The organism is Marinobacter sp. (genome assembly GCF_052091845.1).
In the GTDB taxonomy this organism is placed as follows: domain Bacteria; phylum Pseudomonadota; class Gammaproteobacteria; order Pseudomonadales; family Oleiphilaceae; genus Marinobacter.
The window spans coordinates 53,122-66,554 of sequence record NZ_JBQDCO010000002.1; the positions used below are offsets into that span (position 1 = coordinate 53,122).

General features: G+C 53.5%; 20 protein-coding genes. 15 read left to right on the forward strand and 5 right to left on the reverse strand.

The window, feature by feature from the left end; genetic code table 11:
- The first annotated feature begins 56 nt into the window (after positions 1 to 56).
- Genes ubiE through ubiB form a run of 3 tightly spaced genes read left to right on the forward strand, consistent with a single transcriptional unit; the run spans position 57 to position 3,120 of the window.
- Positions 57 to 839: a bifunctional demethylmenaquinone methyltransferase/2-methoxy-6-polyprenyl-1,4-benzoquinol methylase UbiE gene (gene ubiE / locus ACTHYN_RS01025; protein WP_441810629.1), complete on the forward strand. Its 783-nt coding sequence runs from the start codon at positions 57 to 59 to the stop codon at positions 837 to 839.
- Positions 839 to 1,480 (forward strand): ubiquinone biosynthesis accessory factor UbiJ, encoded by a 642-nt coding sequence (locus ACTHYN_RS01030; RefSeq protein ID WP_441810630.1) that lies wholly within the window; start codon positions 839 to 841, stop codon positions 1,478 to 1,480. Before ubiE ends, ACTHYN_RS01030 begins: the two co-directional genes overlap by 1 nt.
- The gene (gene ubiB / locus ACTHYN_RS01035) at positions 1,477 to 3,120 is read left to right on the forward strand and encodes a ubiquinone biosynthesis regulatory protein kinase UbiB (protein WP_441810631.1); all 1,644 of its coding nucleotides are present in this window, start codon (positions 1,477 to 1,479) and stop codon (positions 3,118 to 3,120) included. The genes ACTHYN_RS01030 and ubiB overlap by 4 nt, the downstream gene beginning before the upstream one ends.
- A 71-nt stretch (positions 3,121 to 3,191) precedes the next feature.
- On the opposite strand, the gene ACTHYN_RS01040 is transcribed toward ubiB, so the two are convergent.
- Complete coding sequence (locus ACTHYN_RS01040) at positions 3,192 to 3,641, reverse strand: META domain-containing protein (RefSeq protein ID WP_441810632.1); 450 nt, start codon at positions 3,639 to 3,641, stop codon at positions 3,192 to 3,194.
- A 100-nt stretch (positions 3,642 to 3,741) separates the two neighbouring features.
- Between ACTHYN_RS01040 and ACTHYN_RS01045 the strand changes: the two genes are divergently transcribed.
- On the forward strand, positions 3,742 to 4,176 hold the full coding sequence (locus tag ACTHYN_RS01045) for a DUF1090 domain-containing protein (protein WP_441810633.1): 435 nt from the start codon (positions 3,742 to 3,744) through the stop codon (positions 4,174 to 4,176).
- Positions 4,177 to 5,009: 833 nt separating this feature from the next.
- Complete coding sequence (locus tag ACTHYN_RS01050; RefSeq protein WP_441810727.1) at positions 5,010 to 5,288, forward strand: M23 family metallopeptidase; 279 nt, start codon at positions 5,010 to 5,012, stop codon at positions 5,286 to 5,288.
- Positions 5,289 to 5,302: 14 nt separating this feature from the next.
- Here the strand turns inward: ACTHYN_RS01050 and ACTHYN_RS01055 are convergent, their stop codons facing one another.
- From ACTHYN_RS01055 to ACTHYN_RS01065, 3 genes are read right to left on the reverse strand one after another with little or no spacing between them, the layout of a single operon-like run.
- Positions 5,303 to 5,920: a TPM domain-containing protein gene (locus tag ACTHYN_RS01055; protein ID WP_441810634.1), complete on the reverse strand. Its 618-nt coding sequence runs from the start codon at positions 5,918 to 5,920 to the stop codon at positions 5,303 to 5,305.
- 54 nt (positions 5,921 to 5,974) lie between these two features.
- Positions 5,975 to 6,751 (reverse strand): TPM domain-containing protein, encoded by a 777-nt coding sequence (locus tag ACTHYN_RS01060; RefSeq protein WP_441810635.1) that lies wholly within the window; start codon positions 6,749 to 6,751, stop codon positions 5,975 to 5,977.
- Positions 6,751 to 7,308: a LemA family protein gene (locus ACTHYN_RS01065; protein ID WP_441810728.1), complete on the reverse strand. Its 558-nt coding sequence runs from the start codon at positions 7,306 to 7,308 to the stop codon at positions 6,751 to 6,753. Before ACTHYN_RS01065 ends, ACTHYN_RS01060 begins: the two co-directional genes overlap by 1 nt.
- Positions 7,309 to 7,548: 240 nt before the next feature.
- Between ACTHYN_RS01065 and ACTHYN_RS01070 the strand changes: the two genes are divergently transcribed.
- The 10 genes from ACTHYN_RS01070 (at position 7,549) to ACTHYN_RS01115 (ending at position 12,460) form a co-directional block, all read left to right on the forward strand.
- A complete protein-coding gene (locus ACTHYN_RS01070) occupies positions 7,549 to 7,839 on the forward strand; it encodes a hypothetical protein (RefSeq protein ID WP_441810636.1) in 291 nt (96 codons plus the stop codon).
- 39 nt (positions 7,840 to 7,878) lie between these two features.
- Complete coding sequence (locus tag ACTHYN_RS01075) at positions 7,879 to 8,112, forward strand: hypothetical protein (RefSeq protein ID WP_441810637.1); 234 nt, start codon at positions 7,879 to 7,881, stop codon at positions 8,110 to 8,112.
- Positions 8,109 to 8,708, forward strand: a complete 600-nt coding sequence (locus ACTHYN_RS01080) for a pentapeptide repeat-containing protein (protein WP_441810638.1) — start codon at positions 8,109 to 8,111, stop codon at positions 8,706 to 8,708. Before ACTHYN_RS01075 ends, ACTHYN_RS01080 begins: the two co-directional genes overlap by 4 nt.
- Before the next feature lie 35 nt (positions 8,709 to 8,743).
- On the forward strand, positions 8,744 to 9,370 hold the full coding sequence (locus ACTHYN_RS01085; protein WP_441810639.1) for a LysE family translocator: 627 nt from the start codon (positions 8,744 to 8,746) through the stop codon (positions 9,368 to 9,370).
- Between the two features lie 54 nt (positions 9,371 to 9,424).
- Positions 9,425 to 9,841 carry a phosphoribosyl-AMP cyclohydrolase gene (gene hisI, locus ACTHYN_RS01090; RefSeq protein ID WP_441810640.1) on the forward strand — a complete coding sequence of 139 codons (417 nt, stop codon included), beginning with the start codon at positions 9,425 to 9,427 and terminating at the stop codon, positions 9,839 to 9,841.
- A gap of 12 nt (positions 9,842 to 9,853) precedes the next feature.
- Positions 9,854 to 10,183: a phosphoribosyl-ATP diphosphatase gene (locus tag ACTHYN_RS01095; RefSeq protein WP_441810641.1), complete on the forward strand. Its 330-nt coding sequence runs from the start codon at positions 9,854 to 9,856 to the stop codon at positions 10,181 to 10,183.
- 90 nt (positions 10,184 to 10,273) lie between these two features.
- Positions 10,274 to 10,513 carry a twin-arginine translocase TatA/TatE family subunit gene (tatA, locus tag ACTHYN_RS01100; RefSeq protein ID WP_441810642.1) on the forward strand — a complete coding sequence of 80 codons (240 nt, stop codon included), beginning with the start codon at positions 10,274 to 10,276 and terminating at the stop codon, positions 10,511 to 10,513.
- Between the two features lie 11 nt (positions 10,514 to 10,524).
- Positions 10,525 to 10,947 (forward strand): Sec-independent protein translocase protein TatB, encoded by a 423-nt coding sequence (gene tatB, locus ACTHYN_RS01105; protein ID WP_441810643.1) that lies wholly within the window; start codon positions 10,525 to 10,527, stop codon positions 10,945 to 10,947.
- A complete protein-coding gene (gene tatC / locus ACTHYN_RS01110; RefSeq protein ID WP_441810644.1) occupies positions 10,944 to 11,744 on the forward strand; it encodes a twin-arginine translocase subunit TatC in 801 nt (266 codons plus the stop codon). The genes tatB and tatC overlap by 4 nt, the downstream gene beginning before the upstream one ends.
- Complete coding sequence (locus ACTHYN_RS01115; protein WP_441810645.1) at positions 11,741 to 12,460, forward strand: 16S rRNA (uracil(1498)-N(3))-methyltransferase; 720 nt, start codon at positions 11,741 to 11,743, stop codon at positions 12,458 to 12,460. Before tatC ends, ACTHYN_RS01115 begins: the two co-directional genes overlap by 4 nt.
- A 17-nt stretch (positions 12,461 to 12,477) precedes the next feature.
- Here the strand turns inward: ACTHYN_RS01115 and ACTHYN_RS01120 are convergent, their stop codons facing one another.
- Entirely contained in the window at positions 12,478 to 13,398 is a 921-nt protein-coding gene (locus tag ACTHYN_RS01120; protein ID WP_441810646.1) for a DUF808 domain-containing protein, read from the reverse strand.
- Between the last annotated feature and the right edge of the window lie 35 nt (positions 13,399 to 13,433).

Genomic DNA, 13,433 nt, shown 5'->3' on the forward strand with positions numbered 1-13,433 from the left:
TAGCAACCCCCTCAACCGTTAGAATACGGGATTCAGATTCTGACAGGACATGCCCCATGAGTGAACAACAACCGCCGGCCAACACCAACAACGGCCAGGACGACGTGACCCATTTCGGCTTCCGCGATGTACCCAAAAGCCAGAAAGCCAGCCAGGTGGCCGACGTTTTTCACAGCGTAGCGGGCAAATATGATCTCATGAACGACCTGATGTCCATGGGCATTCACCGGCTATGGAAGCGTTTCACCATTGAGCTTTCCGGTGTGCGCCCCGGCCATAAAGTGCTGGACATTGCCGGTGGAACCGGCGATTTGACCATGAAGTTCTCAGATCTTGTGGGGCGGGATGGTCAGGTAGTACTTGCCGACATTAACGCCTCCATGCTGAAGGTGGGCCGCAGTCGCCTTACTGATCGCGGGTACGCCGGCAATATTGAATATGTGCAGGCCGATGCCGAGCACTTGCCCTTTCCGGACAACAACTTCAACGCCGTCTCCATTGCCTTTGGCCTGCGCAACGTAACCGACAAGGATCAGGCAATTCGGGATATGACCCGGGTACTGAAACCCGGCGGCAAGTTGATGATTCTGGAGTTTTCCAAACCCACCAACCCGTTGCTCAGCAAAGCTTACGACACCTATTCGTTTACCGCCCTGCCATTGATGGGCCAACTTATTGCCGGCGACAGTGAAAGCTACAAATACCTGGCTGAGTCCATCCGTATGCACCCGGATCAGGATACTCTCAAAGGCATGATGGAGAACGCCGGTCTGGTGAACTGCAAATACCACAACATGACCGGCGGTGTTGTTGCTCTTCATGTGGGAATCAAACCCTGATGTTTCCCGGCCCAACCCTGCTTGCGGCGGCAACAGCCATCATCGAGCGAGCGCTGAACCACGCCCTTGAACTGACCCCCTCGGGCCGGCAGGCGCTGCTGGACGCTCTTGAAGGGCCGGTGCAGTTTCACATGACCGATCCGGTTTCATTAACCTGTTCGCTCCACAGAACAGGCAACCGCGTGCAAGTGCGCAGCCAGCCCGGGGAAGAACCTGCCCTGACAATCAGTGGTAAGCCCCTGGCGTTCGCCGCACTGGCTGCGGGCGACAACCGTGTATTTGCAGACAACCGCCTTGCAGTGGTGGGCGATACCAACCTGGCACACCAGTTTCAACGGGCGCTGGACCAGCTCAACCCGGATTGGGAAGCGGCTATGGCCAGACACATTGGTGATGTGCCTGCCCACTTTATTGGCAAGCGCATTCGCAGCTCAGTAAGCTGGAGTCGCCAGGCTTTCGGCGTTCTGAACGCCAACATTGAAGAATACGTTCACGAAGAGAGCCGCGCACTGCCGGGCCGCCGGGAACTCGAAGCGACCTTTGAGGATATCGACACCCTCAGCCTACGCACCGAACGCCTGGAAGCCCGCGTAAACCAGATTGAACGTCGTGGTATCACTGACAAACCGGAGACTCCGTGACCCGCCTGCAACGCCTGTTTCGAATTTCCTGGGTATTCTGCCGCTACCGGCTCGATACGTTTTTGCCGCTGGCTGAGCTGCCCGGGCCGCTGAAAGTTATTTTCCTGCTGGCACCGTGGCACTTTTTCCCACAGCCGAAACTCAGCCGGGGTGATCGCCTACGCTTGGCCCTGGAAGAGCTTGGGCCAGTTTTCGTGAAATTCGGCCAGATCCTCTCCACCCGCCGTGATCTTCTGCCGGACGACATGGCAGAATCCCTGAAAAACCTGCAGGACCGGGTGCCGCCCTTCTCCAGCGACGCCGCCCGTACCATTATTGAAACCTCTCTGGGGGCGCCAGTTTCAGAACTGTTCGAGACCTTCGGAGCCGACCCCATGGCTTCCGCCTCTGTAGCACAGGTACATGCCGCTACGCTGCCCAACGGCCAGAGCGTTGTCGTAAAGGTGCTGCGCCCGGGCATCGACAAGGTTATTCGCCAGGACCTTGCCCTGATGTACCTGATGGCCGGCCTGCTTGAAAAGTACTGGACAGAAGGCAAGCGACTGCATCCGGTAGACGTGGTCGCCGACTACGACTCCACCATTCACGACGAGCTGGACCTACAGCGCGAAGCCGCCAACGCCAGCCAGTTGCGCCGCAACTTTGAAGGGTCCTCGCTGATCTACATCCCTTTTATCAACTGGGACTACACCCGCAAATCCGTCATGGTTATGGAACGCATCCACGGCACTCCCATTGCTGATGTTGCTGCGCTGAAGGCTGCCGGTGTGAACCTGAAGGTACTGGCGGAAAAGGGCGTGGAGATTTTTTTCACCCAGGTATTCCGGGACAGTTTCTTCCACGCCGACATGCACCCGGGTAATATTTTTGTAGACGCATCCAACCCGGCAGACCCAAAATACATCGCCATAGATTTTGGCATTGTTGGCACCCTGGCACCGGACGATCAAAGCTACCTGGCCCGCAACCTCCTGGCTTTCTTCCGCAGGGATTACCGGCAGGTTGCGCAGCTCCACATCCAATCCGGCTGGGTACCGCCGGACACCCGGGTGAATGAATTTGAAGCGGCGATACGCACCGTGTGCGAGCCCATTTTTGAAAAGCCGTTGAAGGACATTTCCTTCGGCCACTTTCTGCTGCGACTGTTCCAGACAGCCCGCCGGTTCAATATGGAAGTACAGCCGCAACTGGTGCTGCTACAAAAGACCTTGTTGAACGTGGAAGGCCTGGGCCGCCAGCTTTATCCGGATCTCGATCTCTGGAGTACCGCACAGCCCTTTCTGGAAACCTGGATGCGCAAACGCATCGGGCCATCCGGTTTGATAAAGTCCCTGCAAACCCATCTGCCAGCCTGGCTGGAACAGTCTCCCGAAATGCCGCAACTGGTTCACGATGCGTTGCTACAACTGCGCAACGCGGGCCCCACTGAGAAGCAAAATCAGGACACACTGGCTCTTCTGCGGGAGCAGCAACGCAAAACAGACCGACGCTGGCGCCGGGGGATTATAGCCGTGGCACTGATCGCTGCCGCTGCCATCGGAACCCTGCCAGAGGCTCGCGCCTGGGCAGAGAGCGCGCCGCTATGGTCCTGGGCATTGCTTGCGGGTGCAGGCGCGCTTGTGGTGCGCGGCAGTGGCTAAAAGGTGAGGATAACCCGACAGGAAGCACCTTCAGGTAGCCAGAGCTGTCGCCCAACTACCTGTCAGAGTATCTACTTGGCCGACGACTGGAAAGCGCGAATAGTGTCGCCTTCCGGGGTGCTCAACAGTAATTCGCCGTTATCGCCAAGACGCGCCTCACTTACATTCATCAGCAGCTTCAAAAACAGGTCTTCCTGATTCATCAGCGCCGGTGCGCAGGCTCTGCGGGTAGATGCGATATTATCGCCAACGGTAAATTCGGATCCGTCGAGTTGGTATTCGCCATTGTAATTATTACAGGACGAGTTGCCCCCTACCCGGTTGTCTTCCCTGAATACCATGCTGACATGCGAGCTATCGATAAGGCCTTTGCCACCTATATCTTCCACAACCCACTCGCCACCCTGCACCAGGTTTTCAGTTGTTACCCGGTCGCTATCAGCACCCGGCATTATTGCGCAGGCGCTTAGAACAAGCGCGGAGCTGACCGCCCCAATGGCGAAAAGTCGATTTAATTTCATTCGAATACCCTATTTCTGGATGGATTTATTGGCATCATAATATCGCGCCAGCCATGCTTATGTTGGATTCTTGCCAAACCGTCATACTCGGAGAACGCTCATGTTCAAAACGCCGACTCAACTTTTCTCAATAACAACAACCGCCTTCGCTGGATTGCTATTCCTTTTAGCGTCCGCTTCGGCCCTGGCCTCTTCGGACTGTAGCAGCTTAAAGGGCTGCGAACGGAAATTCTGCGAGATAGAGACGCAACTTAACATCGCTAAAACAATGGGCAACAAGCATAAAGAAGATGGATTACGAAAGGCATTGGAAGGCGCCAGAAAGCATTGTACTGACAAGGGTATTAGAGAAGATTTAGTCGAAGACATAGAGGAAGCCAAGGAAGATATCGTGGAGTATAAGGCTGACCTCAAAGAGGCTGAAGAAGATGGAGAATCGGATAAAATCCGTAAGTACCAGGAAAAAATCGAAAAACAGAACAGCGAGATAAAACGCCTTGACGAGGAACTGTCGGATTTGCCCGGGCGCGAGTAGTGGCTCGTTACGTAAACCTTCCTGCAACTGGTGAATGTTGGCATGAGCAACCCATCCAAAGCACTCGGTAGCCAGCAAAGGTCCGTGTCTGAAACTGCTTCCACAGCCGCTGACAACCCTGTGAAGCCCGGGCAGCGTGGTATTCGTCCCTGGCTGCTCTTTGGCCTGCTGGTTCTGCTTATCATGCTTCTGGTTATGCGTGATGACCTGCGACACAACGCAGCCGAAAGCAGCGAAAACGCAGTACATTACCTGGCCTTCGATATGCTGGGCTGGTCACCGAGAGATCTTTTTGCCTGGCGTTTGAGCTTGGCAGGGTTGATGGATAGTCCCTTGGGGCAGCGATGGATCAGCGCCGTTGAGCGGGCCAGTGAGCAACCTTTACAAGTTGGTGGTCAGTACCGCACCTCCAAAGCCTTTACAGATGATCAGATTGAGGCGCATGTCTATCAGGTGGCACTTGAGCGGGGAGAAAAGCTGGTTTGGCAACTCTCTCGTTTGGATACCTCAGGCAGTCGGCTTTACGCCAGTCTGGAGCGCCACAAAAGTGACAAGCAAGGCTGGTCAACCATCGAAAAACTGAATGCAGATGGTGTAACCAAGAGCTGGGTTGCACCGCAACCTGGCACCTACCGCATTGTGCTTCAACCGGAGCTATTCGCCAGGGTAGAGTATTCGCTGGCTATCGCCACTGGCGGCTCATTGCCGTTCCCCGTAGAAGCTGCATCGCAGCGCAATATAGGCAGCAGTTTCGGCGCATCCCGCGATGGCGGCGCCCGAGAGCATCACGGCGTGGATATCTTTGCAAAAAGGGGAACGCCGTCAGAGCGGTCATTGATGGCCGTGTTCAAACGGACACAGGTGGCATTGGCGGCAACCACGTGTGGCTGTCGGGCGGCATGCTGGGCATCGGCAGTGCGAGCTACTACTATGCACACCTCGACTCATTCGCGATTGAATCCGGCGATGTCGTTAAAAAAAGCGAGATACTCGGATACGTGGGCAACACCGGTAACGCCAGAACCACGTCGCCCCATCTTCACTTCGGGATTTACTCAGGCGGCCCGATTGATCCGGCACCGTTTCTGAAACCGGAGCCGGTACTGCCTTGAGGAAGATTAGAGCTTTAAGACAATATCACCAGATGATTTGGCAGTTCATTCTTCTGGCGAGTAGCTGGCACATGGGTTTTCAGGTGCCCGCCACAGGCTTCGATGCAGGCCATAAAGCCCTTTAGTGTTTCGCCCTGCTTCACCTGTTCGGTAAACGCCGCAATGATGGCTTCCCAGGCGTCGTTGTCTACCTGGCTGGAAATGCCCTGATCTACCAGAATCTCGACGTAACGTTCGGCTTCTGAAACAAAAATCAGCATGCCCGTAGCACCAGCGGTGTGATGCAGATTCTGCTCTAAAAACTGCCGCCGGGCCAGATTGGAGGCTCGCCAGTAGCGTACAGAACGAGGGATAAGCCGCCGGTTGATACCAGGTATCCGGAACACCACACTGAGCAGGATGAACACACTCCACTGGCCAAGCAACAACATGTCAGCATTCAACCAGCCGGTTACATAATTGACAATGCCAGGCATCAGCAGCGCAATAAGCCCGGCCCAAAGCAGTGGGATATAGGCGTAGTTATCGGCCTGAGCCGTCAGTACAGTCACCACTTCAGCGTCTGTTTCCCGCTCGACTGCACTGATGGCAGCCGCAACCTTTGCCTGTTCTTGCTCGTTTAATAGTGTCATGGGGTATCGCTTTTTGATGTATTGAAGGCTGTTCTGGCGAAGAATGTCATGCTGCTACCAGCCACCGGAAGCACCTCCACCGCCGAAGCCTCCGCCCCCGCCGCCAAAGCCACCACCGAATCCGCCACCACCACGGCCACCCATGCTGGCACCTAATAGAGCGCCACCGAGCAGAGCGGCTGCACCACCCCGCCCACCACGGCCCCGGCCACCACCGACGAAGTAAATTACGCCCATTATGATCATAAAAAACAGCGTCACCAGGCGTCCATTCGGCTTTTCCTGCTGACCGCCAGTGGCCTGGCCTGGAGCGGCCAGAGGTTCACCACCAAGCACTTTCACAATCGCCGCAGCACCATTACCAATACCCTGCTCAAACTGCCCCTGCTTGAGCGCAGGCGTCATAATCCGGTTGATGATCGTGGCGGATGCGGCATCGGTGAGACGCCCCTCCAGACCGTAGCCAACTTCAATCCGGATTTTGCGTTCCTGTTTGGCAACAATGAGCAAGGCGCCGTTGTCCTCGCCCTTTTGGCCAATGCCCCAATGCCGACCCAGCTGGTAGCCGTAATCTTCTATGGCGTAGCCCTGCAGATCAGGCAAAGTAACCACCACAACCTGCTCTGTGGTTTCCTGTTCATGGGCCTTTAGCATTTGAGTGATTTTGGTTTCAGTGGTCGGGCTTAGCAGCTCGGCCTTGTCGACCACACGCCCACTCAGCTCCGGAAAGTCCGGGGTAGACTGAGCCAAGGCAGCTGACACCGGCAAAACGATCAGGGCAATCAGCGCTGCAAAGGAATAGCACGGGAAATGGCGCAAGGAAAACTGCATTAAAATTCTACCTTGGGCGCCTCGTCGGCGTTTTCTGTGGTGGCTTTGAAGTTTTCGTGCCGCTCCATGTCGCTATAGAGAATGCTGTGCCAGATTTTGCCGGGGAAGGTGCGAATTTCCGTGTTGTAACGCTCAACGGCCTGAATAAAATCGCGCCTTGCTACGGATATGCGGTTCTCTGTACCTTCAAGCTGCGATTGCAGCGCAAGGAAATTCTGGTTGGATTTCAAATCCGGGTAACGTTCAGAAACAGCCATCAGGCGACTCAATGCACTGCTAAGCTCGCCCTGAGCTTGCTGGAATTGCTGGAGCTTCTCGGGGTTGTTAAGAATGCTTTCGTCAACTTGAATGGACGTTGCCTTGGAGCGCGCCTCAATCACGGCGGTCAGGGTCTCTTTTTCCTGGGTCGCAAAGCCTTTGACGGTTTCCACCAGGTTTGGCACCAGATCGGCCCGGCGCTGATACTGATTTTCGACCTGCGACCAAGCGGACTTAACCTTTTCGTCGTAGGTGGGAATGTTGTTAATGCCGCAGCCGGTCAGCAGAAACGCCAGCATGAGCAGCGCTGTCAGTTGCCGCACCGAGCGCAGGGGTGTATAGAAGCATGTGTAAGTTGGCAGTGTTTGCATGGTGTCCAGATTCCCTGAAGATGGACGAGGCACCTGAACTAAGGGCCACGAAGAGTGAGAGGGTCGCACATTCAGCCACTTCAAAACAGTCAGTCAGCTTCTGCGGTTCTTGCAGATGATATAAGGGGCTTCGTTTATTACTTGAACCCAATTCACCAGGCTCCAATTATGAACATCGATAAAGCAAAAAAACGGATCGCAAAGCAGGTAAAAAAAGGTTTCAATGGCTACCCGGAAATTTCTTTGGAATACTTCGGGGAAACGGCTGACTCTGCAACGAAAATCGTTATTTCATTCATTTCGCAAGAGAGCTCAGAGCCGCAGGAGCAAGCACTTATGAGTGAAAATGATGCCCGAGAAGACGAAACCATTCAATCGACGTTGGTGAAAATCATTGAGCGATCAGATGCTAAAACCGTGGTTGAAATCGAAGGTGTTTCTGCACTCAATCGAGTATGAATGTGGAGACCAACACATGAAAAATAGTACGGTACCGTCATGCGGCTGATTATTTTGTTAATCGCCTTAATGATTGTTGGCCTTCTTGTTACCACAAACCTCAGCAAGAGAACTCAGCCCAGCACTGAGAGCTCTACAGAGCCGCCTAACAGCGGTGTCCCAAAGATTCCGGTGAACCCACAAGACGTACAGCAGTTTGAAAAGGACATGAACGCTTTTATAGAAAATAAAACATCGAAGCAAGCGAAAGAGATCGACCGAGCTACCCAATGAAAATTTTTAAAGATGGTGAACAGCACCTAGAAGCTTCCTTCAAAAAGCATGAGGTGCCTGAAGAGTGCTACGAAGGGGTCGAATTTGAAGAGTGCCAGTTTTTAGACTGTGATTTTTCTGGCGTCAAATTTCAGAACTGCAACTTTGTTAACTGCGAATTTGTCCGCTGCAACCTCAGCTTGGTAAACCTTTTTAACACGAGGTTATTTGGAATTAACTTTCGAGAATGCAAGCTGATTGGTATTGATTGGACACAAGCGACCTGGCCTATCTACCACGTTGATTTTGAGCTGAGGTTTGAACACTGCATCTTAAACGACTCATCGTTCTTCGGGCTCACTTTAAACGAGCTCACCTTGGATGAGTGCAAGCTGCATGATGTTGATTTCCGTGAAGGGAACTTTAACAAATCAGCAATGAACTATAGCGATTTCACGCACAGCGTGTTCATGCGAACGAGCCTCCAAAGTGTCGATTTCTGCGATTCAACCAACTATGCGATTAACGTATTAGAGAACAACGTGGAATGCGCTAAATTTTCACGGTTTGAAGCATTGAACTTGCTAGAGTGTTTGGGAATAGAGCTAGTCGATTAGGCACGGAGCAAGTCACTTTCCTCCAGGGAGCATAGATGCTGGAAGCTCATGATTTTTTGCTGTTTTTAAGCGCGAGCTTTTTGCTCTGGATTACACCGGGCCCCGACACCATGTACATTTTAGCCAGAACAATATCCCAGGGGCGTTTAGCGGGACTGCTATCCGTATTTGGTGTGAGCGCAGGAATTCTAGCGCATACCTTATTCGCAGCCATCGGGCTTTCTGCGATATTGGCGAGTTCAGCGTTAGCATTTACGGCGGTTAAATTTATTGGTGCCGCGTATTTGATCTACCTTGGCATTCAAGCTTTGCGCAGCAATCGCACACTGACCGAATCCACTGGCGCGGCCGCTCAACGCCGCTTACAGTTTTTCTATCAGGGATTTCTCACCAACTTATTAAACCCCAAAATTGCCATCTTCTTTCTCGCATTTCTGCCACAATTTGTGGTTCCTGGCAGCAACAATGGCCCCAGTATTTTTTTATTTTTAGGGGGCGTGTTTGTGCTGGGCGGTACCTTGTGGTGTCTTTTACTTGTCGCGTTCGCTTCCCGATTTGCAGAGGCGGCCAGGTCGAATAGACGTTTGTCTGGGGCCATAAGTAAAGTCACAGGTTTTGTGTATATCGGCCTTGGTTTGAATCTGCTTCGTGCGAAGCTGTAACTCTGAACAACGCAACTGATACTTCTGCCGGTAAAACTCTCAGGATTCATAAAAATGAAAGACTTCTCTGATAATCTAGGCACTCTTGATTGGCTTGAAGCCATTCGCTGGACAGCAGACGGACTGGTCCCGGCAATCGCCCAGGATGCTGCCAGCGGTGATATTCTGATGATGGCCTGGATGAACCGGGAATCGCTTCGTTTAACAGCTGAGGAAGGCCAGGCAGTTTACTGGTCTCGCTCCCGGGGCAAGCTTTGGCGCAAAGGTGAATCGTCCGGGCACCAGCAGGTTGTTAAGGACATTCGCCTTGATTGCGACGAAGATGTGATATTACTGAAAGTAGAGCAAAAAGGCGGTATAGCCTGCCATACTGGTCGGCGCAGTTGTTTTTACCGCTCTTTGAAGGATGGACACTGGGCGAGCACTGAACCCGTTATTAAAGATCCCGATGCCATTTATGGCAGTCAATGAGGAGTATTTGCAGTGAGTGATGTTCTGGAAAACCTCACTCGGGTTCTGGAAGCCCGAAAATCCGCCGACCCGCAAAAATCTTACGTTGCCAGTCTTCATGCCAAGGGCTTGAACAAGATTCTGGAAAAAGTGGGCGAGGAGTGCACCGAGACTCTTTTGGCCGCCAAGGATGCAGAGCACTCGGAAAACACCCGCGCGGTCATCAGCGAAACCGCAGACCTCTGGTTTCACAGTATGGTGATGCTCTCCAGCCTGGGCCTCAGCTCGAAGGATGTTCTGGATGAACTATCCAGCCGGTTTGATCTTTCAGGGCTGGACGAGAAGGCATCCCGAAGCGAGTAATGGCGCAATACCCCTTACGGGGGTTTCCGCCAACCTGCTTGAGTGGCGTACAATACACACGATTGGAAACATCAAAACGAGGATCCCGTAATGGGCATCAGTATCTGGCAGCTTCTTATTGTACTGGGCATTGTTATTCTGTTGTTCGGAACCAAAAAACTTCGCAACATTGGTGGCGATCTTGGCGGCGCCATTCGTGGCTTCAAGAAATCCATGAATGACGACGATGACAGCAACAAAACCGAAGACCCGGATTCTCTGGAAGGCAAAGCCGACGAGCAAACCTCGCAGGCGGCAGAAGAGAAGCCAAAGGAAAAATCCAATAGCTGAGACCAGGCAGTATGTTTGATATCGGCTTTATTGAGCTGCTGATCTGCGGCGTTATTGCCTTGTTGGTGCTTGGCCCCGAGCGGCTGCCTACTGCGGCCCGGGCCGCCGGCCGCTGGGTTGGTGGTGCGCGTCGTATGGTAAGCCAGTTTACCAATGAGCTGGACAGCCAGCTGAAAGCCGATGAACTGAGAAAAGAGCTGCGCGAAGCCGGCGATGTAGGGTTGGATGACGTTAAAAAAACGGTACGCGGTGCCCTGGATGAAGCCAAACAATATGAGCACATGATCAAATCGGACAAACCGGTTGGCAAAAAAGCAGCCGACAAACAACCGGTGGCAGATCAGAGCCTGCAAAGCGGTTCAAATAACGACGCCCAAGAGAGCAAGGTGGACCAGCCGGATGCCCCGAAAACACCGTCGGATAAGCCTTCATGACTGCAAAAACAGACGGTAATGACCCAAAACACCAGAATGACTCTTCCGAACAGCCGCAAATGCCTCTTGTGGAGCATCTGCTGGAGCTTCGCAACCGTTTGCTGAAAATGATTCTGGCTGTCGTTATTTGTTTTGCGGTGATCTACCCTTTTGCCAACGAGCTGTACCTCTGGCTGTCCGAGCCCATTCGGTCACTTTTGCCAGTCGGGCAAACCATGATCGCTACGGATATTACCTCGCCGTTTTTCGCACCCCTGAAGCTGGCATTGTTTTTATCAGTGTTTGCCGCTATCCCGGTTATTCTTTACCAGCTTTGGAGCTTTGTAGCGCCGGGACTTTATGCTCACGAGAAGCGCCTGGCCTTCCCATTGTTATTTACCTCCGTTCTCCTGTTTTATCTGGGCGCCGCGTTCGCCTATTTCGTGGTGTTCCCTTTGGTGTTCAACTTTTTTACCGCCATAGGGCCGGAGGGCATTGTTGAATTGCCGGATATCAGCAGCTACCTCAACTTTGTGCTGAAGATGTTCTTTGCCTTTGGGGTGGCCTTTGAGATCCCCATTGCCGCCATTTTGCTGATCCTGAGCGGCGTTACAACACCGGCTGACCTGGCGGCAAAACGGCCTTACGTAGTGGTTGGCTGCTTTATTATCGGCATGATGCTGACGCCGCCAGACATTATTTCGCAAACACTTTTGGCTGTGCCTATGTGGATTCTGTTCGAGCTCGGCATTCTGTTCGGCCGGCTGGCAAAGCGCGAGGTAGCAGAGCCGGACACCGACGAGTCATCGGTTGAATGAACCTGGCCTTGCTGTTTGATGGGGATTTTGTGGCACCCAACCGTGCAGTGCTACAGGGCAGGCGGCTTGAGCACATAAAATCCGTGCTGGGCATCGCCATCGGAGACCACCTGCCGGTCGGCCGTATGAATGGTCTGATGGGGCTTGGCAAGGTGGTTAAGCTCACCCACTCGGAAGCCGAACTGGTTGTAATGCTGGACCAGCAGCCACCGGCTCAGTTGCCTCTCACGCTCGTTCTCGCCATGCCCAGGCCCAAGATGTTCCGCCGCATTCTGCAAACCAGCGCGACACTGGGTGTTAAGGATATCTGGCTGATCAACAGCTACAAGGTGGAAAAAAGCTTTTGGCAAACGCCGCTGCTTTCAGATGAAAACCTGCATGAAAACCTGACCCTCGGGTTGGAGCAGGCAAAAGATACGGTCATGCCGAACGTGCATATCCGCAAGCTGTTCAAGCCCTTCGTGGAAGATGAACTACCTGCCCTGCTAAAAGGCAAGCAGGCTCTGGTAGCTCACCCCGGCACCCTGACACCCTGCCCGACACACCTGAGCAACCCGGCCGTGCTTTGTGTCGGCCCGGAGGGTGGTTTTACACCCTACGAGGTGGGCAAGCTTGAAGAAGCGGGTTGCCTGGGCGTTCACTTGGGGCCTCGCATTCTTCGGGTGGAAACCGCGGTGCCTGTGCTTGCAAGCCGGCTGTTCGACGCCTGCAGCTGAACCGGAATACCTCCGGGCTAAGATGCGCCAGACCTGGCCTGCCACAACTTAAGTAAAGGCGTTATCACCGCCACCAGCAGCGCTCCCGCCAGCAAGCCGATTATGCCATTGGCCAACACAGGGATCAGCGTGGCCGACAGGCCGCCGAGACCACCAGCAACGTGTTCAATGGCGTCATAAACCGGCGTTATGCCGTGTACGAGAATGCCACCGCCCACCAGAAACATGGCCAGGGTCCCCAGGATGGACAAGGTCTTCATCATATATGGCGCCAGCCACAGAATGCCCCGCCCTGTTTTTTGTGCAAACTCACTGTCCATTTGAGTCAGGTAAAGACCACCATCGTCGAGCTTCACAATGCCTGCAACCAGGCCGTATACACCGACGGTGATCATCACGGCTACCACCGACAGCACGGCAAATTGCAAGCCTATGCTCTCGCCGGTCACAACACCGAGTGTAATGGCAATGATCTCTGCAGACAGGATAAAGTCGGTTCGCACTGCGCCTTTTATTTTGCGTTTTTCAAAGGCCTTTAAATCAACCTCTGGCTGCTTCACCGCCTCGCGCAGCTCTTCTTTGTGCTGCTTTTCGTCCTCTGCGTGCAGAAATTTGTGCGCAAGCTTTTCAGCGCCTTCAAAGCACAGAAAAGCCCCGCCCAGCATCAATAGCGGCGTGACCAGCCAGGGTACAAAAAAACTGACGGCAACAGCGCCTGGCACCAGAATCGCCTTGTTTATCAGCGAGCCTTTGGCTACGGCCCAAACCACGGGCAGCTCGCGCACTGGCTTTAGGCCGGTTACCTGCTGCGCATTCAGGGCAAGATCGTCTCCCAACACACCCGCGGTTTTCTTGGTCGCGGCTTTTGTCATTAGGGAGATATCGTCAAGAAGTGCGGCAATATCATCGATAAGCGCTAACAGACTGGTTCCTGCCATCAGTGCAGATCCTTTTTGTGGGCTGAGTAAATACG

Bases quoted from the DNA above. Each gene is read 5' to 3' on its own strand.
- hisI (WP_441810640.1), top strand. From the start codon at position 9,425: ATGAAAGACTTCTCTGATAATCTAGGCACTCTTGATTGGCTTGAAGCC.
- ACTHYN_RS01115 (WP_441810645.1), top strand. From the start codon at position 11,741: ATGAACCTGGCCTTGCTGTTTGATGGGGATTTTGTGGCACCCAACCGT.
- tatC (WP_441810644.1), top strand. From the start codon at position 10,944: ATGACTGCAAAAACAGACGGTAATGACCCAAAACACCAGAATGACTCT.
- ACTHYN_RS01075 (WP_441810637.1), top strand. From the start codon at position 7,879: ATGCGGCTGATTATTTTGTTAATCGCCTTAATGATTGTTGGCCTTCTT.
- ACTHYN_RS01065 (WP_441810728.1), bottom strand. From the start codon at position 7,308: ATGCTGGCGTTTCTGCTGACCGGCTGCGGCATTAACAACATTCCCACC.
- ACTHYN_RS01040 (WP_441810632.1), bottom strand. From the start codon at position 3,641: ATGAAATTAAATCGACTTTTCGCCATTGGGGCGGTCAGCTCCGCGCTT.
- ACTHYN_RS01030 (WP_441810630.1), top strand. From the start codon at position 839: ATGTTTCCCGGCCCAACCCTGCTTGCGGCGGCAACAGCCATCATCGAG.
- tatB (WP_441810643.1), top strand. From the start codon at position 10,525: ATGTTTGATATCGGCTTTATTGAGCTGCTGATCTGCGGCGTTATTGCC.
- ACTHYN_RS01070 (WP_441810636.1), top strand. From the start codon at position 7,549: ATGAACATCGATAAAGCAAAAAAACGGATCGCAAAGCAGGTAAAAAAA.
- ubiE (WP_441810629.1), top strand. From the start codon at position 57: ATGAGTGAACAACAACCGCCGGCCAACACCAACAACGGCCAGGACGAC.
- ACTHYN_RS01045 (WP_441810633.1), top strand. From the start codon at position 3,742: ATGTTCAAAACGCCGACTCAACTTTTCTCAATAACAACAACCGCCTTC.
- ACTHYN_RS01080 (WP_441810638.1), top strand. From the start codon at position 8,109: ATGAAAATTTTTAAAGATGGTGAACAGCACCTAGAAGCTTCCTTCAAA.
- ACTHYN_RS01085 (WP_441810639.1), top strand. From the start codon at position 8,744: ATGCTGGAAGCTCATGATTTTTTGCTGTTTTTAAGCGCGAGCTTTTTG.
- ACTHYN_RS01055 (WP_441810634.1), bottom strand. From the start codon at position 5,920: ATGACACTATTAAACGAGCAAGAACAGGCAAAGGTTGCGGCTGCCATC.
- tatA (WP_441810642.1), top strand. From the start codon at position 10,274: ATGGGCATCAGTATCTGGCAGCTTCTTATTGTACTGGGCATTGTTATT.
- ACTHYN_RS01120 (WP_441810646.1), bottom strand. From the start codon at position 13,398: ATGGCAGGAACCAGTCTGTTAGCGCTTATCGATGATATTGCCGCACTT.
- ACTHYN_RS01060 (WP_441810635.1), bottom strand. From the start codon at position 6,751: ATGCAGTTTTCCTTGCGCCATTTCCCGTGCTATTCCTTTGCAGCGCTG.